Here is a 24038-nt window from a genome sequence, read left to right on the forward strand (position 1 = left end):
GTCCTGGTTTGTAATGCTTGTATCGCTGTTGCGTTACAAAACTCTCACGTACTTCCCCTTATCCCGGTCCCACCCGATGTCCTTCATGCGGTTGAGCTTGGTGCGCACTGTGCCATGGGCCAGGTCCACACCCGGTTGTTGTGCAATCCACTGGCACGCCTCGACCTGAGTCTTGCGACCCGGCGCGGATAGTGCGGCCTCGACCAACGCCTTGTTCTGGTTAGTGGTCTTGGTGGATCGCTGACGCTGTTTCTCGTCGGCCTCTTCGTCCAACTCGATGTAACCGTCTTCACCTCGGCGGCACTGGATGGGGTCCACGCAGGCGTTGTTGGAATCCAGTTCAAGCACGCGCTTGGGATTGCGGATGTCACCGGGGGCGAACAAGTGGACCCTCGCGCGCGGCAACTGGGTGGCGGCTGCGTTGCCCATTGGCCTCTTGATCTTCCTGCCCTCAAACCTTGAATCCGTGCCGTGTCCGACGAGGATACGAGCCACTCCGGGCCCGAACCTGCCCAATCGTCCCCACAGGTCAACCCATGGTTCTCGACGGTTGGAATCCCCGTCTAGTTCCGCCGTGGCATGATCCAGAATAACCGCGTCGATACCTTCTAGTTTGACGTATTCGTACAGATCTTCCCAATCAGCGGCGGAAAGTTTGCCCAACTTTTGCATGATGAACACGTTGTCCGTGTTCGTCTTGAGCTTGGCGACACGCTCTTGGTACTCAAGTCCTCCGTCCGAATCGTTGGCGATCAGCAACACCTTCAAACCGCTGGTGTACGGCTTGATCCCCAGCACATCGCGGCCATCGACAAGGCTGGCTGTTATCTGCGATATCAGGAATGACTTACCCGCCATGGACTCGCCGTATACAAACGTATCGGTGGTTGAGACCATCCCGGGGATCAACCACTTATCTTCTTCCTGAACCGGCCCGCGCTCTTCCAGTGTGGTCACAGATTCGATCCCCAGTTCCCACATGAGGAAAGACTGTTCTTCCTCTGGAGTGAGGGTGTATTCTCCAACTTCCTGTGTCACTGGCTCACCTCCGTGTCCTGGCGGACGTACACAATCAGCTCTCCACGGTCGCTGTCCGACCACTCTGTGATCGCCGGTGCCAGCGGGTTGCCTTGCGCGTCCACTCCTGCGTGACCATGAGCCAGACCGACGTAGTTTTTCACGGGTTGAAGCTCTTCCGGTGCGTTCAGGTATACGTTAACCGCGCGCCGGGTGTTCTTGTATCGGTTCCACTCGTGGGAGCATGGGACGATGTTTTTCATGACGTGACCGGCTGAACCCTTGAGTGACAGTGGCTCGATGTGGTCGATCTCCCTGCTGTTTGGGTGCCCCGGCTCTCTCAGCAGGGGTGTGCCGGTGTAGAAGCACGTCCACGGGTCGATGCCGTTCTTCTTCCAGTGCTTGAGTTGCTTCTCCGGCTTAATGTTGAAGGCGCGGCGACCAGCCGCCCGAGCTCTCTTCAGACCGTTGTCCAAAGGCCCCTGAAGACCATCGTGCTTGTGATACCACGCCCGGGAACTGAGTCGGTGGCAGTCTCGGCAGTGGCCGGCCTTCCCTTCTGCACCGTTGCTGTCGTTGCCGAAGTCTGTGGATAGCGTCTTGATTTCGTCGCACCGGTTGCACCGGCGCTTGTCTACCAGCGCGAGACGGGCGCGCTCTTCTCGGAATTCCTTGTCTACCTGGGCCATTCGGCCTCCTTCTCTCTCGATCTTGTGTTTTTCTCCTTGGTGGTGCTACAGTGGCGTTTAACTCATTTCTGCACATCCTTCCTTTGTTGTGCCTCGAATCGGGTACACGTCTCCTGCGGCGAGTCTGGACAGTCCACTGTTCAGTTTTCAAACAACGCCGGCCAGTAGACCGCTTTGTCTAGTGCTTAGTTGTCAGGCCAAGCCTTTTCAGAGTACCAGATTTTTCCTCGTTGTCAACAGCGGGGAACTTTCGTACCCCCAAAAGGGGGTGTTTTGTGTTTCTGGGCCAAGAATGACGAACGGCCCAGGGAATCCTCCTGAGCCGGCAAGGGGACGGAGCCCTCGTCTACTTCTTGTACGTCATGCGCGCGTATGACTCGAAGAGGAGTTCCTGGCGCTGGCGCTCGGTGGTCAGCTTGCGGGGAGCGCCGAAGGCGCGATCCACCTCACGGTCAAGAGCATCGTGTGCCCTTAGCAAGACGGGATCCATTGCTAGCGGGTTGTAATGGTCTGCGAGAGAGCGTTCTGGGTGAAGGGCTCGGGCGTCTAGAACGCGTTGACCCGCCTTGATAATCGTCTCTCGCTGTCTCTCGGTCAGCTCGGGAACCGGGAAGGTGTTCCAAACGAGGGTGTTAGAGAAAATCAAATCCGACTTGAGGCGTCCTCCGACTGCTCTCAACCAGGTAATGAACATGGACGAAGAGACAAGTCCGAAGAATAATCCCTGCGGGTCAACCGCCGTATAGACCTTCTCTCGGGCGATTACCTCTGGCTCTAGATGTTGAACAGCGAAGTATCGGCGGCTCTCGGAGACTACACGGGGTATTCCAATGTATGGATCAGTTGGGCGCGGTACGGGCTGATCTTCATCAAGTGGGGAGTTGTTCGGCGCTTGTATGCGTCACCGCTTTGAGTGGAGTTCTCCCGGAACTTCCGACACGCTTCTATGCGCTCAGTCAGCACTGGAGACTTCGAGAGGTCTGCCGGATGGAGATCCTCAAGCCACAAGCACCAGCGATAAAGTCCCCTGACCAGCTCTCGACCCATACGGAACGGTTGAACATACTTGGCGGCAACTGGGTCTGCCATTACCGTCTCGTACTCGTCCACCTCAATAATTAGGTTGCCCCCGTCAGCTGGCTTCGACCCTTGGGCAGCAAGAGGGAGCTCCGCTGAAATCGGCTTCATGGACTTGGAGACCAGGATATTTGGGCCGTCGATCAAGTATGCGTTGATTCCCTTGACGACCTCTTGGGGAACAGGATCGCTGTTTGGGGTCGGGTAATCCCATAGCCGCTGTTTTGCTGCACGATCCTTCGTGAACCCAACGATGACGCAGTGAACGGCAGCCTTTCCAGGTGCTTCCGAGTCCCACGCGAAGGTCCGGTGGGCAAACTTGATCCGCCAGCCTTCGCGCTGGATTGGCCTAAATAGGGCGGGAACGGGCTGTCCCTGGGTGATCGAATTGGGGGTAACGAAAGCAAACTCTCCGGCTCGGTCGGAGAGCACCCGCAACGTCATGGCGTGCCAAGCGGTCAGGTAGTCGAGATAGCCGTCGTAGTCTGCGCCCCACGCCCGCCGCATGTCGGCGGTCTGCTCCTTCGTCTTGGAGTACTGACCAATGAATGGAGGGTTACCGAAGATGAAGGTCTGACCCTTCGTTGCGGGTAATTCCTCGGACCAGTCCAGGGCTAGGGCGTTGTCATGGACGATGTGAGCCGTAATTTCAATCGGAAGACGGTCGGGCGCTGCTCCGATAGCGTCTGCAAGTTCGAGGTTGGCTTGGTGATCGACAAGGAACATGGCCGTCTCTGCGATCTTCGCCGGCCCCCAGTTCAGCTCGAACCCGTAGAACTGTCCGATGCTGAGCTTCTGTTCCCACGACACGTCCAGAGACATTCCTGCTTCGCCTTCGCGTTCACGGATTGCCACGATCACAGCGGTTTCGATCTTCCGGAGCTCTCGGTAAGCGACAACAAGGAAGTTGCCGCAGCCACAGGCGGGATCGCAGAAGACCATATCCGCCAGTGAGCCCCGGAATTCCCGGGGTTTTTCCCCCGGCGTTGACTTCGCCTGAATCAGGCGTTTGGCTTCGTCCCGCAGTTCGTCCAGGAACAGCGGCTCGAGAGTCTTTAGAATGTTCTTCTCTGACGTGTAGTGCTCACCGTCTGCTCGGCGGGCTTCCTTGGACTTCACCAGCTGGAACATGGAGCCGAAGACAGCCGGAGAGATACGTGACCAGTGGAAGCGGCACGCGTCTAGGAGGGCTTCGCGCATGTCGTGGTCGAAGAACTCAAGAGGAAGTGAGTCAGCGAAGATGGATCCGTTCACGTACGGGAACTTCGCGAAGTGGTCTGGCACCCTTCGGCGGTGATTCTCCGGGGTGTTCAACACCTCGAACAGTGAGTTGAGCTGGGATCCAAGGTTGTCGGCGTTAGTGTGGTTGAGCACGAATCGGTAGAACAGATCCTCTTCCCACAGGCCAGCATCGTCACCGTAGAGAAGGAAGAGTAGGCGGGTCAGGTACATAGAGGACCGCTGAGTTGCTTCGTCCTCATCCTCTGGATCCGTGGGGGCTTCGTCGCCGGTGGCTTCGTCCACATCGTCACCGGCCATCGCCGTGAACAACTTTGCCATGAGACGGGAAGCTTCAATCGATGCTTCCCGTTCTTCCTGTTTGGTGATCGTCTCGTAGCCTGCTAGGAACCTGAATTGATCAAGATAGTGCCGATTTCATCGATCGTGAAGGTCTCAGCCCAACCTTCGTCCCCAAGCCGGGTGAGGCGGATATTCTCGAAGTCGGACACGATCACATACTTCGGCCACTCGTGCTGGCCGATGGATCCACCGGCGAGGTAGTCCAAGGCTTGTTTGTGGGCTACGTCCAAGTTGCGGCCAAGGGATTTGGCTTCGCCCAGGACGACACCGGACCAGAACAGATCAATCCAGCCGGACCGTCCGGTGGATGCTCGAACAGCGTCACGCTCGAAGAGGTCGATACGCTCCGGGATGATCCCGAAGCAGCGGAACAGATCGGACCAGAACTGCTGGGCTGCTGACTTCTCAGTTGCCTCCTTAGCACTTTCTTTCCAACCGTCGATTCTCTTGCGCCACGCGTGAGAGAAGTCGTCTAGGTTCGCTTTGATGGTTGAGCGCGCGATCGGCGCGGAAACGATGGACACCGGTGGACCCCTTTTTCTTGACAGACATTTTCAATCGTATCCAGCACACCGGATAAGCGAGGACTATGTCCGCGTGTTCGTTCTCATCGACCTTGAAACCTGTACAAAAGATGGCACCCGTAATCACGATCGATGTGGTACGCGGGGGTGGGGGTATACCCCCTGGGGTAGGTCTCACCTTCCAACTGAGTGTCGTTTGTCAGGATAGGATTGCTACCGGTGGTTAGCTGGTCTGATCTGTTTGGAAAACAAACGAAATGGAACAGTCACCTCATGGCGCGCCGGGTAGCTAGCTGCCTGCCCGACATTGCTCTGTGCCGTGACGGTACCCTGAATTCCTTTTGCGCTGTGCTCCTGCTGGCCCTAGCAGGGGTAGGTTAGGTGGAGTGGGAAGCTCTCAAGATGGTGGGCCAATCTCAGAACGGAACGGAATCTTCCTCGTGAAACTTGTCTAGGACGTAGTGACACCACAGAAGCGCCGTTGACAAAGCTAGTTGCGCCTGCCCATCGCTGGCGAAACGGGTACCTGGCATACCGTGGCCCTCGTCGGTATCCTCTCGGCGCATCTCAGATGCACCGTCCACGAGCTTGTTCAATGCTTTGCGTACTAGGGCAAGGCCTTCGGCGATCTTTCCGGAACCGTTATCGGTAGTGATGCCCACGATTGCCATGGCCCGACTACACCGAGTTGTCGCGTTCATCCTCCTGACTTCATTCTCGGAGAGACCACGTTCCTTGAGGATAGCGCCGGCTGTGGCTTCCATAAGATCTTTGGAAAAGCCGATAACCTCTAGATTGTCCTTGTCGTTTGTGAGAGCCCGGTTGATCTTCTTGATCTTTGCGTAGATGCCGTCGGTGGTAGACAATCCCTCAAGGTTCAGTTCATCTAGCGGGATAGCATTGGTTTGGGAGATGGTCCGAGGGTCGTCTTGGAACTCGAAGCCGTCTTCTTTGCAGGCAACGCGAATGTCATCCAAGATCTGGTCGAAGTCGTGCGCATCGTCGAATCGGTCGCATGTGGCTGATCTGACAAATTGCGATAGAGCACGAAGTCCCCACGATGCTTGTTCTTGGTTTGACCAATCCACGCTCCGCGACAGGGTGGAGCAAATATCCCAAGAACTGTACAGATTTGGGTTGTCCCGAATCGGCGCGGGGTCTGGGTATTCCGGATGGACGAACCCGAACCGTGCCCAGCTCATGTACGCATCAATCGGGGCGACGTAGGAAGCCATGCCAAGCACGGCCCCACGGACGTTTCGACTCACCAAGTCCATTTTCTTGTTTGTTCCCATCCTGTTCACTTTTTCACCTTGCAGCAGTCTAACGCTCATCCCAGGACAATCGGTGCAGAGAAATGTCATTATGGGGTACACCCAGTGCGACAGATGTGTCGCAAAAATGGCGAGACCGAGCCTATTGGCAACAGCAAACTACTGCGCCGTAACTGTCCCGCTGGGGTGCCCCTGTATGGCACTGACTCGACGAGGCCGCGAACGAGCAGCCTCTTGAGAAGGCGAAAGGCAGCGGCAGCGAACCTGGATCGGTTCAGATCTGCGAGATGGATGCGCTCATCGGTTCGCCGCGTTGCTCGAGGTTCCGGCTGCGTCCGCAACGGAGTGGGCGAGGTGCTCTGCCAGCGCGGCGCGCAGTTCGGGCGGAAGGGGGGCGGCTCCGACGGATTCGCTAAGCCAGAGTCCGTCGGCGGCAAGGTACGCGACCATCTTCTGCAGCGCCCGAGGGTCAGTCGGGTCAATCTCGGCAGGGTCGGGTATCCATCGGGAGATGACCCTTCTCCACGGCTTGTTGAGCTCGCTGTCGGTGCTCGCCTCGAGCATGAGCAGCAGCTCGGGGCCAGTGGCGCTGCGAGCGCTCACGCGGGCGTAGGCGGCGACGCGCTCGTCCTGCGTTGCCTCGTCTGGGTCCTTGCCCAGGACGTTGATCATCTCGTGGTCCCAGCGCTCGGCAAGATGCTCGTGCAGCGCGAGCACCAGGGCGTCCTTCGAGGGGAAGTGGTAGAGCAGCCCACCTTTGGTGAGTCCGGAGGCGGCGGCCACCGATTCGTACGTGACGGCCGTGACGCCGTCGGTTTCGACAACGTGGAGGGCGGCTTGGAGGATGGAGTCTCGTTTGCTGGTCCGCATGAGCGGTCCTTTCGTGGTCAGTGCTCGGAGTGCAGCTGCGACTGCGTGCCAGGCAGGTACCGACGCAGCAGCACTCCCGTGATGACAGCGGCCGCTGTCAGGACGCCGGCAACGACTAGCATCACGACGAGGTACGCGGAGTCGAAGGCCGTGGAGGCCGCCTGAATGATGGCGGCGTCTCCCTGCGCCGCCTCCAGTGCCTCAGCGATACCGTCACCAGCCGCCGCCGGTGCGCCGTTGGGGAGGACAACACTGGCGGTATAGATGGCCGTGAGCAGGCTTCCGAGCACGGACACGGCGATGAGGCTGCCGAACTCGTAGGAGACCTCTTCGAGGGAAGCGGCCATGCCTGCACGGCGCACCGGCACGTTCCCGATGATGGCGGTGGAGGCGACCGACATGGCAGCTCCGAGACCGGCACCCGTCACCAGAAGGCCGAGAACCAGCACGCCGAAGGATGATTGGAACCCGACTACCGTCACCACGACGCCGCCGGTGGCGACGGCGAGACCACCGGTGATCAGCGCGAGCAGCCCGACACGGTGCAAGAAGGCACCACCCAGGAGCGCTGTCGGCAACGAGCCCACGGCAATCACGGCAACCAAAAGCCCAGCCTCCAGCGGACTGAAGCCGACGACCTGCTGGAACCGTTGCGTGGTGACAAGCTGGATGCCACCGATGGCGAACATCGCGAACGCCGCGGCGAGCACGCCAGCACTGAACGCCGGGTTGAGGAAGATGGAGAACTCCAGCAGCGGATTCTCCAGGCGCCGCTGACGGCGCACGAAGAGCCAGAACCCGATGGCAGCAACGAGCAGCGCAACAACAATGGTCGCGACAGACGGGGGCGCGTGGCCGATCTCCTTGATGGCCACCACCGTTCCGACGAGCCCGATCATCACCAGTATCGAAGACACGGCATCCCAGCGCTTCGAAGGATCCGAGTCATTGGCCGGGCGGATCAACCAGGTAGCAACCAGCGCCAGCGCCACTACGGGCACGTTCACCAGGAACACCGAGCCCCACCAGAAGAACTCGAGCAGCGTGCCGCCGAGAATCGGACCGAGAGCGAACCCGACGACCGACAGGCTGCCCCAGATCGCGATCGCAAAATTCCGCTCGCGCTCGACCGTGAAGTACGTGCGGATCAGTGCCAGGGTTGCCGGCATCATCGCTGCCGCACCGACAGCGAGCACAGCGCGTGCACCGATCAGCACCTCGGGCGACGGCGCCAACGCTGCGAGCAGGGACGCCAACCCGAAGATCACCAGGCCGACGACGAACATCTGCGTGTGGCCGATGCGATCACCGAGGGTCCCGCTACCGAGCAGCAGGCCCGCCATCACCAGGGGATAGGCGTTGATGATCCACAGGCTCTGGGTGCTTGATGCCTCAAGGTCCTCGGTCAGTGTCGGCAATGCCGTGTACAGGATCGAGTTGTCGAGGGTGATCAGTAGGACCCCCGCTCCGACAGTCACCAGCAGCGACCAGCGTCGCCGTTTCGTCATCGTGGACATGCGCGTCTCCTTAATCGTGAACAACGTAAGTGTACCGGATGGATGGTGTAGTTATGTCTACTGCGAGAGAGATCCGCGTCACTCCCTGTTCACGGCGCCTAAGGCCAGTGACTACGAGCGTGGCGCTCATTTGGGTACACCCTAGGTGGACACTCCTGCACGCCTCCGAAGCATGTCCAAATAGGGTGCTCAGGGCCATTGTCGGACAAGTGTCTACTAGGGTCATAGAATCTATTTAGACATTTGCCAACCAGTGGACAGGACAAACGCCATGCGCTTCGGATACCAGCGAGTCAGCACCATCGACCAAAACACTGAACGACAGCTCGACGGTGTGGCCGTCGATCGTATGTACACCGACAAGGCCAGTGGCAAGGATGCTAATCGTCCTGAACTTGTACGTTTGCTCGATAACGTGCGTGAGGGGGACACCATCGTTGTTCACTCGATGGATCGCCTGGCGAGAAATCTTGAGGATCTGCGCCGGGTGGTTCGTGAGCTTACGGCCAAGGGCGTTGCCGTGGAGTTTCACAAGGAAAATCTGAAGTTCACGGGTGAAGATTCTCCGATGAACACGCTCTTGCTCTCGATGCTTGGTGCCGTGGCTGAGTTTGAGCGCTCCATGATCCTTGAACGTCAAAGGGAGGGGATCGCGATTGCCAAGGCCAAGGGCAAGTACAAGGGCCGTAAGGCGGCGCTGTCCGGCGAGCAGGCCACTGAGCTCAAGGCAATGCGTCAGGCCGGCAAATCCGTTACCGCCATTGCCAAGCATTTCGGCATCAGTCGACAGACGGTTTACAACTACAGCTAGCTCGCTGTCTCGGTGTACCTGTCTTTGAGGTAGATCTTGTGCCCGGAAGGGGCTGGTAAAATGCGTTTCGGGGCGAAATGAGCTTCGTCCTCTTGGCGGGCCGGTACCGCCGGTTTTCAGCGTTACGACAGAACCAAGAAGGGATTCGCAATGAGCACCGAATGGCACAGGGTTGAGGGAATCGGCTGGCTCACCTTGGGTGACTACGGAAGAATCAACCCGCGAGAGTGGGGCTCGGGGATTGACCGACATGTGTTCACCGCAGAGCATCCCCGGGGCGGCCTTTACCTAGTTGAAGGCGAATCCACCCCTGGAACCTTCACCTTCGAGTTTGACGAGCGGTACGTCCTGCTCGGAGGTCCGGAAGGCCCGAATCTGGAAATCGAGATTAGTGCGCTAGAGCGCGGACAGTACGGGGTTCGGTACCGCGAGTACGAGACGCCCGCGAGAAACACCGCGTGGTCAGGCGAGTAGCACGAAAACGAGGAACAAGACCTTCGCCCTTATCGGGCGGGGGTCTTTTCGTTGCTAGCGCGGGTGGGCATCTATGGCACGTATATGGCACGCGGAGAGTGTACAGTGTCGTCGCATGAGCTCGATGCTCACCAGATGACGTCTCTACCTGCGTGGATGCTCCATCTGCTTTGCAAGCAGAAGGTCAGGAGTTCGATTCTCCTATGCTCCACAACACGAACCCCAGGTCGCAAGGCCTGGGGTTCCTTTGCGTCTGGGAAATGTGGGGCCTTGCTGTCACACTAACTGGCTGATTTCTTTGGGGAGTCCGCCCGCTTCGGCTTTTCCGGACATATTATGAGCGCATGGTTAGGGCAACGAAAGTTCTTCTCGATGGATACGGCGTCCCCGAGTCACTCCGTTGGCACCAGGGGGCCCTCTATTTCGTGGACATGGCAACCGGCACTCTTCACCGCTGGACTAAATCAGGTGGGGAAGAAGTCTTGGGCGAAATCCCCGGTCGCGCGGGCGGCCTGGGCTTTCTGCCCAACGGTGACATGCTCATCGTCTCCATGGACCAGCACGTCATCTGGCGGCGCAGCACCGACGGCGAGCTGACACAACACGCAGATATCAGTGCTTACTGCGGTGGCCACGCCAACGACATGATGGTCACGCCCGATGGATACGCCTACGTGGGCAACTTCGGTTTTGATTACCACGCCTTCCACCGGGAGAACGCGAACTCCCACCTGTACAAACCACCGGGACCGCCCTCGACGCGAGTGGTGTGCATCGCCCCGGACGGCACGATTGCAGGAACCGGCCCGGACATGCTCTTCCCCAATGGAACGGTGCAACTGCCTGGCGGCTCCGTCGTTGTCGCCGAGACCCTGCGCTTGCAGTTGACCGAATGCGATGTTGACGATGGCGGCGTGCTGGTCAACCCGCGGCCGTACGCCAAGCTCATGCCCGAATTCCTGTGGAAGCAGCTCAACTCCGGTTCACCGCTGGGCACCATCGTCCGCACGGCCGCCGGCGTGCTGGAAAACCCGCACATCGCCAACGCCCTGCCCATCTCGCTGGCCCCCGATGGGATTGCGTTGGATAGTGACGGTCGGTCAATCTGGATTGCCAATGCCACGCGTGCGGAGGTTGTGCTCGTAAAGCCCGGCGGGCATGTCGTGGAGCGCATCCGCACCGGCAACAAGACGCTCGACGTGGAGCTGGGCGGCGATAACGGACGCACATTGTTCTGCGCCACCACGATTAACGATGACCCTACGATCGGTGGCCCCGCGCGCAAAGGTTGCATCGAGATCATCGACCTAGAGGGGGCATAAGCATGAGTGTCGTCCTGATCACCGGCGCCGGCCGCGGCATCGGCGCAGCAACCGCTCGCGCAGCAGCCCAGGCTGGCTACGACGTCGCCGTCACGGACATCAACGGCGACGCCGCCCGCTCCGTTGCTGAAGAACTACCCAGGAACGTCCGCGCCATCGGTGTGGACCACGACGTCCGCGACGAAGAAGCGTGGTCCACGGTCTTCCGGGAGGTGGAACGCCAGCTCGGCCCGGTGGACATCCTGGTGAACAACGCCGGGATGATCCACACCGGCTGGGCACGTGACCTCACAAATGATCAACACCGGCAGATGGTGGACGTAAATTTCTTTGGCCCCATGTACGGCACGCTGAAAGCTATGCGGTACATGAAGGACCGCGGCGGGCACATCGTGACTGTGTGCTCCATGACGAGCTTCCTTCCCTTGCCCGGCTACTCCTCCTATGGCGCGACCAAGCATGCGTTGCGCGCATTCATCAACACCGTCGCCATCGAGGAGCGCGCGAGCCGCGTGGCGTTCACGCTCGTGCACCCGCCCGGAGTGCGGACTGAGATGCTGGAACAGGAGAAGCGTGACCCTTCGGCGGTCGCGGCTTTCGCCGAGAAGTCCGTGGGCCCGGAAGTGATCGCCGAGACCATCGTCCGGTCCTTCAAGAAGCGCCCGCTGTTCGGCAGGCCAGCGGAGATCGTGTTCCCCGCGCTCGGCGGTCGCTTCCAGCGCTGGGTGGGGGCGCAGGCCGGCCTCATGCGCCTGGCGATGCCCTTTGTTCTCGCCAGTGGGCGGCGGGCGCTGCGGAAAGGGTGAGGGAAAAGGACGGTGACGCGGCACCGTAGCGGCATCATCAGGGAATTATCAGGGGATTTGGATACGCGCAGGTGAGAGGCCTGCATGGGTAACAGCGGGCAGGGTGAAAAGCCAAATTTCCGCGAATTCGCTTGACGGGCGGGGGTGCGTCGTCGGTACGTTGGCGAACTCGTAACCACATCATTACCGAAAGACGAAGGAGCGAATACTTTATGCGCAAGTCCGTCAAGACCAACCTGACCCGCCTCGCAATGGCAGCCGGCGTGATCGCAGCACCGGCACTGGTTGCACCGACGGCAAACGCAGCATCTGTCGACCAGTGGGATCAGGTCGCAGCATGTGAGTCCGGCGGCGATTGGCACATCAACACGGGCAACGGCTACTACGGTGGCCTGCAGTTCTCGGCCCAGACCTGGGCGGGCTTCGGTGGCACGCAGTACGCACCGACCGCTGACCAGGCCACGAAGGAGCAGCAGATCGAGATTGCTGAGAAGGTTCTGGCCGGCCAGGGCGCTGGCGCATGGCCGAACTGCGGCGGCCCGGTTGCCTAAGGGGGCTCCGCGCGCCCCGCGGGAATTAGCTCCCGCGGATCCGGCAATAGCGGTCCGGCAATAGTACGGCCGGGGTTTTGCTGTACCTGCCTGTACCGGCCGGAGGGCGCGTTAAAAACAAGGTCTAACCCCTCCAGTGAGCAGGATTACAGCCTGGAAAATCAAGAAATTTCCGGTGCTTGACCTGCGAATTCGCTGGTGACGTGAAACTAAAACTCGCATTGACTTTTAAAATCTTTTCCAAACCGTTATTATCGTTTGTGCCGGGTTGATGTCTGCCCAACCGCATATCCTCCAACCCCCCTGATGAGGATGGTTGGGATGTGACTCCCCGGAAGTAAAGCCATCGAGCACCCCCCCCCCGCTCGATGGTTTTGCGCTTTCTACCTCAATTTTTCAGGCCAGCGGTGAGGGGTTAAGTAAAGAAAAGTGTGTCTTTTCCGGGCGTGTTGCGGTTATTTGATCCAGCCTTTTTGGATGCCGAGGTTGTGTTGGTAGCTGGTGTCGATGGCGGTGTCGTATTCTGCTGGTGCACCGATGTCATTGGTAGTGGCTGTGGTGTTGTGGGTGATCAGGTCTGTTGCTGTGGAAAGTGCGTCTTGACCCCATCGTTGGTCCCTGGCGATCTTGACCGGATCGTCAGGGACTTCTGTATGTAGATACAGCCACCAATCCATCACTGTGCGTTGATGCGGTAGTGATAGTCCGCGGTGTCTGCGGGCTAGTTCTTTTATGGGGGCGTTGATGCCACCTTCGAGGCTGTTTGTTGTTGCTGCAAGGTTGTCGGGGTCGATGGTTGTTGGTGGGGGTTGCAGGTAGGTAAACAGCAGGTCTCTGCGGTGCAGAGATAGCAATGATTGATAGGCCGCTCGGACGCGTTGGTGGGTGTAGACCTTGGTGTAGGCGCCGGTAACGGGGTCTTTGATGGTGGTTTTCTCGTTCATCCATTCCCGGTAGGTGTGGTCGAATTCGTGCAGGTGGGCGACCCATGTGGATGCTTGGTCAAGGTCGGTGATGCGAGTGAGTTTCAGGGCTAGGCGGTAGAGGGTTTTGCCGGCATCGGTGCGGGGGTTGCTGGTGGTGTGGCGGCGGACTGTTCGTTGGGCGTGGACGAGGCAGCGTTGGATGCGTGTTGTTGGCCAGCAGTGGTGGATGGCTGATTGGGCACCTTGTCCGCCGTCTGTGACTGCGATTAGTGGTGCGGCAATGGGGCGTAGGAGTTCGGTGTAGGCGGCGGTGGTTTCGTGTCTGGCCCAGGTCCAGTTGATGACGTGGGTTTTACTGGCTGCGATCAGGAGGCATCCGGACTTTAGATAGGTCGCGTCGAGGAAGATTTGGTCATGGATGCGGAATGAGTCGATGGTGGGTGTGGGGATGATCCACCAGCACCATCGGAATCGGTGGTGCATGGTTTGCCTGGTTACGCCATGGTGTGCGGCGAAGGTGGTTAGAGATTGGGTGCCGGTGGCCCATTGGATGAACAAAGCCATGGTGGCGGTGTTTTTGTTGTGGGTTTGGATGTTGCGGGTAAAGGAGTGTCCGCAGTGGGTGCAGCGCCAACGGGTGGTTGATTTGCTGGTGGTGCCGTTTTTCTTTGTGTTGTTGCCGCATAGTGGGCAGCTGGGGCGGTTGGTGGTCATCCTTTAATCCAACCGGTGTGCGGTTAGCACAAATGTGGCCGGAGGTGCGGGATGGTGTGGGTAATAGCTTTCGGGGAGCTATTCTTTGGTGATTTGTGGTGTGTGGTCTGGGGTTATGGTGGCATGCGGACACACTTTTCTTTACTTAACCCGCGGTGAGCCACGCCCACAGCGCCATCTAGCATGGATGGCACAAGAGTTGAGAAAACTTTCGGCACCACCCTTAAGCCAGGAAGTGAAAGATTGTCCGCTGCACTGATCACCGCCCATGTCCTTGCCATCCTCGTTGGCATCACCATTGGGCTCTTCGGCGGCGGCGGGGCAATCCTCATGGTGCCGATCCTCAGCTATATCGCAGGCTGGCCCACCCAGGACTCCATCACCGGCTCCCTGTTCATCGTCGGGCTCACCAGCCTGTTCTCAACGTTCCTGCACGCCCGGCCGACCAAGGAACAGCGGGAACGGGGACATAAAAAAGGAAACGTCCGGTGGGGGACGGGCGTCGTCTTCGGTGGGCTGGCGATGCTGGGCGCCTTCGCGGGTGGGCAACTGACCGCCTTGCTACCCGGCATCGTCGTCATGACGATCTTCGCGATCGTGATGATCGCCTCCGGCATCGGCATGGTCCGCGGCAGGAAGCCATCCGCACCCGCGCCGCCGAGCGCCACGGACGGGAAAGCGACCCCAAGCAGCGTAGGAACCGCAGCGAGCCTGCCACTAACCCGGGCGCAGAAGGTGAAGATCGTCCTCGCCGCCCTCGGCATCGGCGTGATCTCCGGGCTGGTCGGAGCGGGCGGCGGCTTCCTCGTCGTCCCGGCACTCGCCTTGCTCGTGGGCTTTACGATGCCTGCCGCGGTGGGTACCTCGCTGTTGGTTGTGGCGATGCAGTCGGCCTCGGGGTTCCTCTCCCACATCCTTCACGTGGACGTCGACTGGCAGGCGCTCGGCAGCCTCACCGGGCTCGCGATGGCCGGTACGATCCTTGGCACGCTGCTGGGCTCCCACATCCCTGCGGCGAAGTTGAAGCGCGCCTTCGGGGTCTTTGTGCTGCTGATGGCGGCAGTGGTGCTCGCGCAGGAGTACCTGCTCGCCTAGGCTCACGCCTCCTGGTTGGGGCGTTTCGGGCGTTGACTAAGCTGTTTGGGGCTGCCGGCAGGCGCTGGTGAGAACCAGCCACCGGCCACCAACCCCGAGACGAGCGAAGGAGAGCCACGCGAGATGACCGAACCCACTGGCGCACCCGCAGGGCGTGCACAGCGCGCCGCCCGCCCCAGCATGTTGATCGCCCTGCTGGGGATCTTCTTTGTCGGGCTGAATCTGCGCCCGGCGATCATTTCCGTGGCCTTCGTGATCCCCGATATCCGTAGTGATCTCGCGCTCGGAGCCACCGCGGCGGGTCTGTTGACGACCGTTCCGCTGCTCGCGTTCGTCCTTCTTTCCATGCGCGCCCCAGGGTGGGGACGTCGGTTCGGGCTGGCCCGCACCATCCTGGCGGCCCTTGTGATCCTGATGGTGGGGTTCGCGATCCGCCTGGTGCCTAGCGCTACTGCGCTTTTCATCGGCATGGCCGTGGTGGGCGTGGCGATCACGATCGGCAATGTGCTGTTGCCGGCGTTTATTAAGGAGCGCTACCCGGATAAGGGCGGCATCCTCATGGGCGTGTACACCGTGAGCTTGTACGCGGGTCCGGCCTTGGCCAGTGGGCTGACGCTGCCGATCGCCCGGGCCACGGGCTCTTGGCGGATCGCGTTGCTGAGCTGGGGGATCCTCGCGGTGATTGCGCTGCCGCTGTGGCTGCCGCAGGTTGGTCGCGTGAAGCTGCGTCCGGGCACCCCGGCGGCGACGGTGCAGCTCACGGAGAATGGCGGGGCGTCCGGCGCTGCGGAGGGTGCCAGCGCAGGGGAGGAGCCTGCCGATGCCTCCAATGCAGCCTCCGGCGTGGCATCTAGTGCGAAGGCGGCCCCACCGGCGATCGCGATGAGCAGCATGCTGCGCTCCCCGTTGGCGTGGGCGGTGAGCGTGTACTTCGCGGTGCTCTCCGTGCTCTTCTACACGGTTAACGCGTGGCTGCCGACGATGTTCCTGGAGCAGGGACGCGGGGAGAATGCGGGCGGCGAGATGCTCACCGTCGTGAACCTCGTGGCCATCCCGTGCGCCCTGGCGGTGAGCATTTTTGTGCACCGCACCCGCAGCCAGGTGTGGGCGACCTCCATCGGCTCGGTGGGCCTGGGCGTGGGCCTGGCGGGCATGTACTTCGCGCCAGCGCACCTGGGCATGGCTTTCGCGGTGCTCTTCGGTATCGGGCACGGCACTGCCACGGGTATCGCGTTCTCCCTGGCGATGCTGCGCACCCGCACGGTGGCGGGCACGGCGGGGCTGGGCGCGCTCAGCCAGACCGCGGGCTACACCTGCTCCGCGATCGGCCCGGTTGGCGCGGGCGCGTTGCACGACGTGCTCTCCGGCGGGGGAGTGGCCCAGCCGTGGTCCATCGTCATGGCTGGCCTGGTGGCCCTGGTGGTGCTGCAGTTCCTCGCCGGCCTGTGGGCAGGCCGCGACCGGTACCTGGAGGATGCGCTAGACAACTAGCGCGCCGGGCAGCTGGCGCGCCGGGCTAGCTTTCCTTCGGCCCGAGCACTTCCTCCAGTACCTCCTGCACGACCTTCATCGCGCTCAGTGCCGCCGGTGCCCCGCAGTACCCAGCGGTGTGCAGCACGGCCTCGGTGATCTCCTCGCGGGTCAACCCATTGCGCAGGCCGCCCCGGACGTGCCCGCGCAGCTCACCGGTGGCCCGCAGTGCGACGAGCATGCCGATATTCAGCAGGCTGCGATCCCGCTTCTCCAGGCCGGGCCGGTTCCAGATGGAGCCCCAGACGGTCGCGGAGATGTGCTTCTGCAGCTCCTCGCCGTCCTTCCCCGCGTTGCGCTCCAGCGCGGCGTCCACGAAATCATCGCCCATCACCGCGCGGCGCATCTCGATGCCGGCGTCGTAAGCGGTGTCCATTGCCTCCGCCAGGGACTCGTTTTTCTTCGTCTCTTCCGTCATGCTCTCGCCTTCCGTGTGGTGTTGTGGTTGTGGTGCTGTGGTTTTTAGCGACGCCGCCCGCCTCAAGCAGGCGCTAACCCCAGCTTAGAACCCGGTGCAGACACTCCCCGCGCAACGGCACGATGATCGTCTCGACGTGCTTGGTGATCACCTGCGTGATCGTGTCCTGCTCGTCGGTGACGGGTCAGTCCATCTGCAGAACGGTGCGCAGCTCTGCGAACAGTTCCGGGCGGACCTGGTGGGTGACCGTCCGACCAACTCGCACCTTCTCTAGCAAGCCGGCTTCAGTCAATCGTTTGAGGTGGTGAGACACAGTTGGCTGACTCAGCCCAGACCTCTCTGTTAGTTCCCCGACACTGACCGGTCCACACCCCTCGGCCGCCAACCTCGACAGCAGCCGCAGGCGGGCAGGGTCGGCCAGCACCTTGAACAAGGTGGCATAACGCTCGGCCTGTTGCTCGGTCAGGGGGCCAGAACCGAGTGAGCAACAGGAGGCAAGATCAGTGAGTGGAAGGATCTGCGGGAGGGTCATAATAGCCATCCTATATTGACGGTCATCTATATGAAGATTACTTTTAGTATCGATGACCATCAATATGTAAAAGGGGTCGTATGACTGTTTCCCATCGCCCGCGCATGTCCTTTTTAGACCGCTTCCTGCCGGTGTGGATCCTTCTGGCCATGGCTGTTGGGCTACTCCTGGGCCGGACGTTCCCCGGTATTAGTGACGCTCTGGGCGCCCTGGAGGTCGGCGGGATATCCCTGCCGATCGCCCTTGGTTTGCTGGTGATGATGTACCCGCCGCTAGCGAAAGTCCGTTACGACAAGACCCGGGAGATCGTCGCCGATAAACGCCTGATGGGCGTTTCCCTCGTCCTTAATTGGCTGGTCGGGCCAGCTTTCATGTTTACTCTGGCCTGGATTTTCCTGCCGGATCAGCCGGAGTTGCGCACGGGGCTGATCATTGTCGGCCTGGCTCGGTGCATCGCGATGGTGCTCGTCTGGTCGGACCTGTCGTGTGGTGATCGGGAGGCCACGGCCGTGCTGGTGGCCATCAACTCGGTGTTCCAGGTTATTATGTTCAGCGTTCTTGGTTGGTTCTACCTCCAGATCCTGCCCTCCTGGCTGGGGCTGGCGACCACCTCGGCTGAGTTTTCCTTCTGGTCCATCGCCACCTCCGTGCTCGTCTTCCTCGGCATCCCGCTGTTGGCCGGAGTGCTCTCTCGACTCATCGGTGAGAAGACCAAGGGGCGTGCCTGGTACGAGGACACCTTCTTGCCTGCAATATCCCCGCTGGCGTTGCTCGGGCTGCTGTATACCATCGTTCTCCTGTTTTCCCTGCAAGGCGAGCAAATCACCTCCCAACCGTGGACCGTGGCTCGTCTAGCGGTGCCACTGCTGATCTACTTCGTGGGCATGTTCGCCCTCGCGCTGGCTGTCACGAAGATGTCGGGGATGAACTACGCGCAGTCGGCGTCGGTGTCGTTCACGGCCGCAGGAAATAACTTCGAGCTGGCCATCGCCGTGGCCGTCGGTACCTTCGGGGCGAACTCCGCACAGGCGCTGGCCGGCACCATCGGGCCGCTGATCGAGGTCCCGGTGCTCGTCGGCCTGGTCTACGTCATGCTGTGGTTGGGGCCGAAACTCTTCCCCCAGGATCCGACTCTGCCCGCATCCCCCACATCGTCTTCACAGACTGCTGTATCCGAGAAGGAGAATGCCATCTCATGAGTACCCGTCCGAGAGTTCTGTTTGTCTGCGTCAGCAACGGCGGCAAGTCCCAGATGGCCGCAGCCCTGGCCGCTCAGCACGCTGGCGACCGGGTCGAGATCCACTCTGCCGGCACGACACCGGGCACAGAACTCAACGCCCAGTCCGTGGAGGCGATTAGTGAGATCGGGGCCGACATGTCCGGCGGAACCCCGAAGGGGATCGACCCGCAGCTACTGCGGGAGGTCGACCGCACCGTCATTCTCGGCGAGGATGCCCAGTTGGAGCTACCTGAGGATGCTCACGGTACGTGCGAGCGGTGGGGGATCGACGAGCCGTCCCAGCGGGGCATCGAGGGCATCGAGCGGATGCGCCTGATCCGCGATGATATCGACGCTCGGGTACGCAAGCTTCTCGATGAGTTGCTCGAGAATTAACTGCCCACCTCATAGCGGTTGAGATGCCGTGGTTTTTTAATGACGTCAGCCGGCCCAGGCAGGCGCTGAGCCCAGCTTAGAATCCGGTGCAGACACGCCCCGGACGGGCGCAGGACATCGTGCGGGCCAGCGCCGGGAGAGTGTGTCGTTGGTGCAGGACTGTTCGAATAGGCGGCCCGTGTCTGGTGCGTTGTCTATGGTGAGAGCGTGACTTCTCCAACTGCACTTCGCCTGGACCGGGCGACCATGCGTCAGAACCTCGACCGCTTCAAGCTGCGATGGCGGGAACGCCTCGACGGCTGGGGCAACGACGACGAGGGCGGACTTGAGCGCAAGTACGCGCAGAGCTACTGGACCGAGCTTTTCGAATGCTTCGGCGTGACCGCCTCCCGCATGGACCTGTTCGAGCAGGACGCCCGGCGAGCGAGCACCGGCAAGGCCGGCTATATTGACCTGTTTTGGCCGGGTGTGGTGATCGGGGAGGCGAAGAAGCCGGGGGTCGATCTCCAGGTCGCGGTGGATCAGGCACGCGACTACCTGCTCGGCGGCACGATTACGCCGTCCGAGCAGCCCCGTTACATCCTCGCCAGCGACTTCGAGCGCCACCGTTTGGTGCGGCTCGGCTCGGCAGAGCAGCGCTTCGACATTGAGTTCCCGCTCGCGGAGGTCACCGAGCACGTCGATGAGCTGAAGTTCCTCGCCGGTTACGAGGAGACCCTCACGCGGGAGGAGCAGCAGGAGGCCTCGATCCAGGCATCACGCCTGATGGCCGACCTGTTCACCGCAATGGTCGGCGACGAGGTCGACGAGGAAGTCGGCGATGAGGCCCCGACCAACCCTGAGGACGAAGACGCCGCCGTCCAGGTGACGTCGATGTATCTGACCCGTCTGCTGTTCCTGCTGTTCGCCGAGGACTCCGGGGTCATTGAGCAGGATCTCTTCTATCGCTTCGTTCTGGAGCACACCACCAGCGAGAACTTGGGAAGCCAGCTTGGTGCGTTGTTTGAGGTGCTGAATACCCCGGAGGCTCAGCGCCGCCGGGTGCCGGATTCCATGGCGCGTTTTCCGTACATCAACGGGGCGATCTTCGCGGAGACGATGCCCACGCAGTTCTTCACCCCCGAGATGCGCGATGCGCTGCTGAATGCGTGCCGGTTCCGGTGGACGAACATCAGCCCTGCCTTGTTCGGGTCGATGTTCCAGCTGGTGAAGTCGAAGGAGGCTCGCCGGGATGACGGTGAGCACTACACCTCCGAGAAGAACATCCTGAAGACCATTGGTCCGCTGTTTTTGGACGAGCTGCGCGCTGAAGCCGACCGGCTGATCGCGGCGAAGTCCACGCCGGTGGCGAAGTTGCGGGCGTTCCGCGACAGTTTAGCCGACATGGTGTTCTGCGACCCGGCCTGCGGTAGTGGCAACTTCCTCATCGTGGCTTATCGCGAGCTGCGCAAGATCGAGACGGACGTGATTGTCGCCATCCGTGAGCGCGAGGGCACGACGGATCTGGCGCTCGATATTTCTTGGGAGCAGAAGCTATCCATCGGGCAGTTCTATGGCATTGAGTTGAACTGGTGGCCGGCCCGTATTGCGGAGACCGCGATGTTCCTGGTTGATCACCAGGCCAACCGGGAGCTGGCCGACCGGGTGGGGCTGGCACCGGATCGCCTGCCGATCTCGATTACAGCGCACATTGAGCATGCGAACGCACTGGCCGTGGACTGGCTGGAGATCCTCCCCGAGGCCGCCGGGATGACCTATATCTTCGGCAACCCACCGTTTATCGGCCAGTACACGAAGACCAGCGAGCAGACCGAGGACATGCGCCGTGTGTGGGGCAATGACTACGACGGCTACTTGGACTACGTCACCGGCTGGCACGCCCAGGCCAAAAACTTGCTGGCCGAGCGCCGGGGCGAATTCGCCTATGTGACCACGAACTCGATCACCCAGGGTCAGCCGGTACCCGCGCTGTTTGGCCCACTGCAGCGCGAGGGTTGGCGGATCAAGTTCGCTCACCGCACCTTCGCCTGGGACTCCGAAGCCCCAGGCAAGGCGGCCGTGCACTGTGTGATCGTTGGATTCACCAAGAACCGCGCCGTTAAGCAGCGGCTGTGGGACTACCCTGAAATCCGCGGGGGGGGGGGGTAGAGCAAAGAATCGAGAAGGGGATCAATGCCTACCTCATCGATGGTGCAAATGTGCTCGTGAAGAAGCGATCGAAACCACTTGCCGATATTCCACCTGCTCGGTTTGGCACCAAGCCAGCGGATGGTGGAAATCTCATCGTGGAAGTCGATGAATACGCAGAGGTAGCAGCCGATCCGGTCGCAGCGAAATACCTGCGCCCTTTTCGTGGTTCGAGAGAACTTGTGCGAGGTCTTGACCGCTGGTGTCTCTGGATGGGTGACGAAGATTTTGACCCCTCTGATATCACTAGGTCACATGTCTTGAAGCAACGCGTCACCGACTGCAAGAGGTTTCGCGAGCAAAGTTCTCCTAGCGGTGACGCTTTCAAACTAAAAGGCATCCCACATCTCATGCGGTCCAACAAAGACCGTCCGGTAGTAGATCACTTGCTGATCCCCTCAGTAGTAAGCGAAACTCGTCCGTACTTCACTGCACAGCAGGTCACCGGGAGGGTGTCAGGAAGTTTGTGTGTGAGGCTCTGATCGAGAAGGAGTGTCACCGATAATGACTACTGTGTCACCGAAGAAAGGCCATGACCCGGCGAGGGTCAACGAGATCAGCGAGAAGCTGATGGAAAATCCTGAGCTGGCTAGCCTGATCAGCGAGCTGTCGACCTCCGCTGATGATGCCAGCGAGCTGGTCAAAGGCCTGCTGCAGGCATCAATCAACGCTGGTCTGCAGGCGGAGATGGATGCGCATTTGGGCTATAGCCACTCCGACCGCAAGTCCAAAGCCCAGGTTGAACCCGTGCACGGCGGCAATCACCGCAACGGGTCGTACACCAAGACCGTCAATTCTGGCTACGGCGCGGTGGAAGTGACCGTGCCCAGGGATCGTGCCGGCACGTTTACTCCGAAGATGGTGCCCAAGGGCGCACGGCGGCTCACAGAGCTCGACGACATGATCGTCTCGCTATACGCCGGTGGGATGACAGTGCGCGATATTCAGCATCACCTCGCGACCACGCTCGGGGTGGATATGAGCCCGGATACGATCAGCACGATCACCGATGCGGTGTTAGACGAGGTCATGATCTGGCAAAACCGCCAGCTCGACGAGTTTTACCCGGTGATCTTCCTCGACGCGCTACGCGTGAAAATCCGTGACGGTCACCGCGTGGTCAATAAGGCCTGCTACATGGCGGTTGGTGTCGACATGGACGGCATCAAGCACATCCTGGGATTGTGGATTGCCGATAATGAAGGCGCTGCATTCTGGGCATCGGTGTGCGCGGATCTGGCCAACCGTGGCGTCCAGGACGTGTTCATCGTGTGCTGCGACGGGCTGAAAGGCTTGCCGGAAGCTGTCGAGGCAACCTGGCCGAATTCCATGGTGCAAACCTGCATTGTGCACCTGATTCGGGCTTCGAACCGGTGGGTGTCGCATCAGGACCGCAAATCTGTCTCCCGTGCGCTACGTGAGGTCTACACGGCCGCCAACGAGGACACCGCACGTGCCAGCCTGGACGCGTTCCAGGCCAGTGAACTGGGCCAGAGATACCCGCAATCGGTCAAAGTCTGGCGCGACGCCTGGGACCGGTTCGTGCCGTTTTTACAGTTCCCGCCAGCGGCCCGCCGGGTGCTCTACACCACGAATTCGATCGAATCGCTCAACGCTGAACTGCGTAAAGCTACCCGTAACCGCGGGCAATTCCCGAACGACACCGCGGCGCTGAAAACGCTGTGGCTGATGATCTGCAACATCGAAGACAAGCGCGCTGCCCAGCGAGCGAAAAAAGCGAAGCGCGACATCGAATGCAATGGCTATATTGAAGGGGCGAAAGCCACCGGGTGGAAACAAGCCATCAACCAACTAGCTGTGGCATACCCCGACCGATTCGCGGACTACTTGTAAACCAAGCCCCCGCACACAAACAATCGGACACTCTCGTCACCGGTGACGTAATCGCGAGCAATCTTGCGTTTACAGTGAGCGATCCATCGGGTCTTTCTTTCGCGTTAATTTCTTCCTCAATGTTCATCACGTGGCAACGCACTGTAGGTGGGCGCATGAAGTCTGATCTTCGGTTTGCGAACACGCTGACGTGGAACACCTTCCCCGTTCCGGAGCTTGATGCGAAGGCGCGACAGCGCATCGTCGACGCGGGCAAGAAGGTTCTGGAAGCACGGGCGCTGTACCCAGAGCGTTCCTTGGCGGAGCACTATAACCCGCTGGCGATGGCACCCGAGCTGCTAAACGCCCACGATGATCTTGACCGTGAGGTCGATAAAGCATTCGGGGCGCCACGGAAACTCACGACAGAGCGCCAGCGTCAAGAGCTACTGTTCGCAAACTACGACGCTCTCACGGATAAGCCCTAGGAAAGCACGGTTTTTTGGTGTCTGACCGAGGGTAAATCTGGGGTTAAGGGTCAAAAAGTGTGTCCGGAATCGCGGATTTTCACGGATTGACCTGTAGGTTTCCGGAAAGTATATGCTCCGGAAGCATATATCTAGCCCCCGACGGGAAATCCTCGGTGTGGCAGCCGTGATGTGCTATGCGCGGCGT

Annotated in this window: 24 protein-coding genes; 13 read left to right on the forward strand and 11 right to left on the reverse strand. The window is 60.4% G+C overall.

What is annotated here, in order from left to right:
• Nucleotides 1-33: 33 nt before the first annotated feature.
• The 8 genes from CU_RS00075 to CU_RS00110 form a co-directional block, all read right to left on the reverse strand.
• Entirely contained in the window at nt 34-1038 is a 1005-nt protein-coding gene (locus CU_RS00075) for an AAA family ATPase (protein WP_012359279.1), read from the reverse strand.
• Nucleotides 1035-1706, reverse strand: a complete 672-nt coding sequence (locus tag CU_RS00080) for an HNH endonuclease domain-containing protein (protein WP_012359280.1) — start codon at nt 1704-1706, stop codon at nt 1035-1037. Before CU_RS00080 ends, CU_RS00075 begins: the two co-directional genes overlap by 4 nt.
• A gap of 346 nt (nt 1707-2052) precedes the next feature.
• On the reverse strand, nt 2053-2604 hold the full coding sequence (locus CU_RS11070) for a type IIL restriction-modification enzyme MmeI (RefSeq protein WP_311197126.1): 552 nt from the start codon (nt 2602-2604) through the stop codon (nt 2053-2055).
• Nucleotides 2520-4343, reverse strand: a complete 1824-nt coding sequence (locus CU_RS10830; protein WP_012359282.1) for a DNA methyltransferase — start codon at nt 4341-4343, stop codon at nt 2520-2522. The genes CU_RS11070 and CU_RS10830 overlap by 85 nt, the downstream gene beginning before the upstream one ends.
• A gap of 62 nt (nt 4344-4405) precedes the next feature.
• A complete protein-coding gene (locus tag CU_RS10835) occupies nt 4406-4888 on the reverse strand; it encodes a type IIL restriction-modification enzyme MmeI (RefSeq protein ID WP_012359283.1) in 483 nt (160 codons plus the stop codon).
• Nucleotides 4889-5304: 416 nt separating this feature from the next.
• On the reverse strand, nt 5305-6183 hold the full coding sequence (locus tag CU_RS00100; RefSeq protein ID WP_231837684.1) for a hypothetical protein: 879 nt from the start codon (nt 6181-6183) through the stop codon (nt 5305-5307).
• A gap of 276 nt (nt 6184-6459) precedes the next feature.
• Nucleotides 6460-7032 (reverse strand): TetR/AcrR family transcriptional regulator, encoded by a 573-nt coding sequence (locus tag CU_RS00105; protein ID WP_012359285.1) that lies wholly within the window; start codon nt 7030-7032, stop codon nt 6460-6462.
• A gap of 17 nt (nt 7033-7049) precedes the next feature.
• The gene (locus CU_RS00110) at nt 7050-8549 is read right to left on the reverse strand and encodes an MFS transporter (RefSeq protein WP_012359286.1); all 1500 of its coding nucleotides are present in this window, start codon (nt 8547-8549) and stop codon (nt 7050-7052) included.
• Between the two features lie 271 nt (nt 8550-8820).
• Between CU_RS00110 and CU_RS00115 the strand changes: the two genes are divergently transcribed.
• From CU_RS00115 to CU_RS00135, 5 genes are all read left to right on the forward strand, one after another.
• Nucleotides 8821-9360: a recombinase family protein gene (locus tag CU_RS00115; RefSeq protein ID WP_012359287.1), complete on the forward strand. Its 540-nt coding sequence runs from the start codon at nt 8821-8823 to the stop codon at nt 9358-9360.
• Between the two features lie 150 nt (nt 9361-9510).
• Nucleotides 9511-9834 carry a hypothetical protein gene (locus CU_RS00120; protein WP_012359288.1) on the forward strand — a complete coding sequence of 108 codons (324 nt, stop codon included), beginning with the start codon at nt 9511-9513 and terminating at the stop codon, nt 9832-9834.
• Between the two features lie 344 nt (nt 9835-10178).
• A complete protein-coding gene (locus tag CU_RS00125; RefSeq protein ID WP_081477606.1) occupies nt 10179-11156 on the forward strand; it encodes an SMP-30/gluconolactonase/LRE family protein in 978 nt (325 codons plus the stop codon).
• 2 nt (nt 11157-11158) lie between these two features.
• On the forward strand, nt 11159-11962 hold the full coding sequence (locus CU_RS00130; RefSeq protein WP_012359290.1) for an SDR family NAD(P)-dependent oxidoreductase: 804 nt from the start codon (nt 11159-11161) through the stop codon (nt 11960-11962).
• A gap of 212 nt (nt 11963-12174) precedes the next feature.
• Nucleotides 12175-12513: a transglycosylase family protein gene (locus tag CU_RS00135; protein ID WP_012359291.1), complete on the forward strand. Its 339-nt coding sequence runs from the start codon at nt 12175-12177 to the stop codon at nt 12511-12513.
• A 455-nt stretch (nt 12514-12968) separates the two neighbouring features.
• On the opposite strand, the gene CU_RS00140 is transcribed toward CU_RS00135, so the two are convergent.
• Nucleotides 12969-14153: an IS256-like element IS3503 family transposase gene (locus CU_RS00140; RefSeq protein WP_012359292.1), complete on the reverse strand. Its 1185-nt coding sequence runs from the start codon at nt 14151-14153 to the stop codon at nt 12969-12971.
• Nucleotides 14154-14396: 243 nt separating this feature from the next.
• Here CU_RS00140 and CU_RS00145 point away from each other — a divergent pair, with 243 nt between their 5' ends.
• Both CU_RS00145 and CU_RS00150 read left to right on the forward strand, forming a co-directional pair.
• Nucleotides 14397-15248, forward strand: coding sequence for a sulfite exporter TauE/SafE family protein (locus CU_RS00145; RefSeq protein ID WP_231837686.1), 852 nt, complete (start codon nt 14397-14399; stop codon nt 15246-15248).
• Nucleotides 15249-15371: 123 nt separating this feature from the next.
• Nucleotides 15372-16739, forward strand: a complete 1368-nt coding sequence (locus CU_RS00150) for an MFS transporter (protein WP_012359294.1) — start codon at nt 15372-15374, stop codon at nt 16737-16739.
• A 25-nt stretch (nt 16740-16764) separates the two neighbouring features.
• On the opposite strand, the gene CU_RS00155 is transcribed toward CU_RS00150, so the two are convergent.
• Together CU_RS00155 and CU_RS00160 are read right to left on the reverse strand one after the other, a co-directional pair.
• A complete protein-coding gene (locus CU_RS00155; protein ID WP_231837687.1) occupies nt 16765-17196 on the reverse strand; it encodes a carboxymuconolactone decarboxylase family protein in 432 nt (143 codons plus the stop codon).
• A 184-nt stretch (nt 17197-17380) separates the two neighbouring features.
• Entirely contained in the window at nt 17381-17728 is a 348-nt protein-coding gene (locus CU_RS00160) for an ArsR/SmtB family transcription factor (protein ID WP_012359296.1), read from the reverse strand.
• Nucleotides 17729-17808: 80 nt separating this feature from the next.
• On the opposite strand from CU_RS00160, the gene arsB reads away from it, so the two are divergent.
• The 6 genes from arsB to CU_RS11080 all read left to right on the forward strand — a co-directional run bounded on the left by arsB (nt 17809) and on the right by CU_RS11080 (nt 23851).
• Nucleotides 17809-18927 (forward strand): ACR3 family arsenite efflux transporter, encoded by a 1119-nt coding sequence (arsB, locus tag CU_RS00165; protein WP_012359297.1) that lies wholly within the window; start codon nt 17809-17811, stop codon nt 18925-18927.
• Complete coding sequence (locus CU_RS00170; protein ID WP_012359298.1) at nt 18924-19343, forward strand: arsenate-mycothiol transferase ArsC; 420 nt, start codon at nt 18924-18926, stop codon at nt 19341-19343. Before arsB ends, CU_RS00170 begins: the two co-directional genes overlap by 4 nt.
• A 207-nt stretch (nt 19344-19550) precedes the next feature.
• The gene (locus CU_RS00175; RefSeq protein ID WP_012359299.1) at nt 19551-21491 is read left to right on the forward strand and encodes a DNA methyltransferase; all 1941 of its coding nucleotides are present in this window, start codon (nt 19551-19553) and stop codon (nt 21489-21491) included.
• A 56-nt stretch (nt 21492-21547) separates the two neighbouring features.
• Nucleotides 21548-22012: a type IIL restriction-modification enzyme MmeI gene (locus tag CU_RS11075; RefSeq protein ID WP_331370640.1), complete on the forward strand. Its 465-nt coding sequence runs from the start codon at nt 21548-21550 to the stop codon at nt 22010-22012.
• 22 nt (nt 22013-22034) lie between these two features.
• Nucleotides 22035-23384 (forward strand): IS256 family transposase, encoded by a 1350-nt coding sequence (locus CU_RS00180; RefSeq protein ID WP_012359300.1) that lies wholly within the window; start codon nt 22035-22037, stop codon nt 23382-23384.
• Entirely contained in the window at nt 23321-23851 is a 531-nt protein-coding gene (locus tag CU_RS11080) for a type IIL restriction-modification enzyme MmeI (protein WP_331370641.1), read from the forward strand. The genes CU_RS00180 and CU_RS11080 overlap by 64 nt, the downstream gene beginning before the upstream one ends.
• Nucleotides 23852-24038 lie beyond the last annotated feature (187 nt).

This window comes from Corynebacterium urealyticum DSM 7109 (genome assembly GCF_000069945.1).
Lineage (GTDB): Bacteria > Actinomycetota > Actinomycetes > Mycobacteriales > Mycobacteriaceae > Corynebacterium > Corynebacterium urealyticum.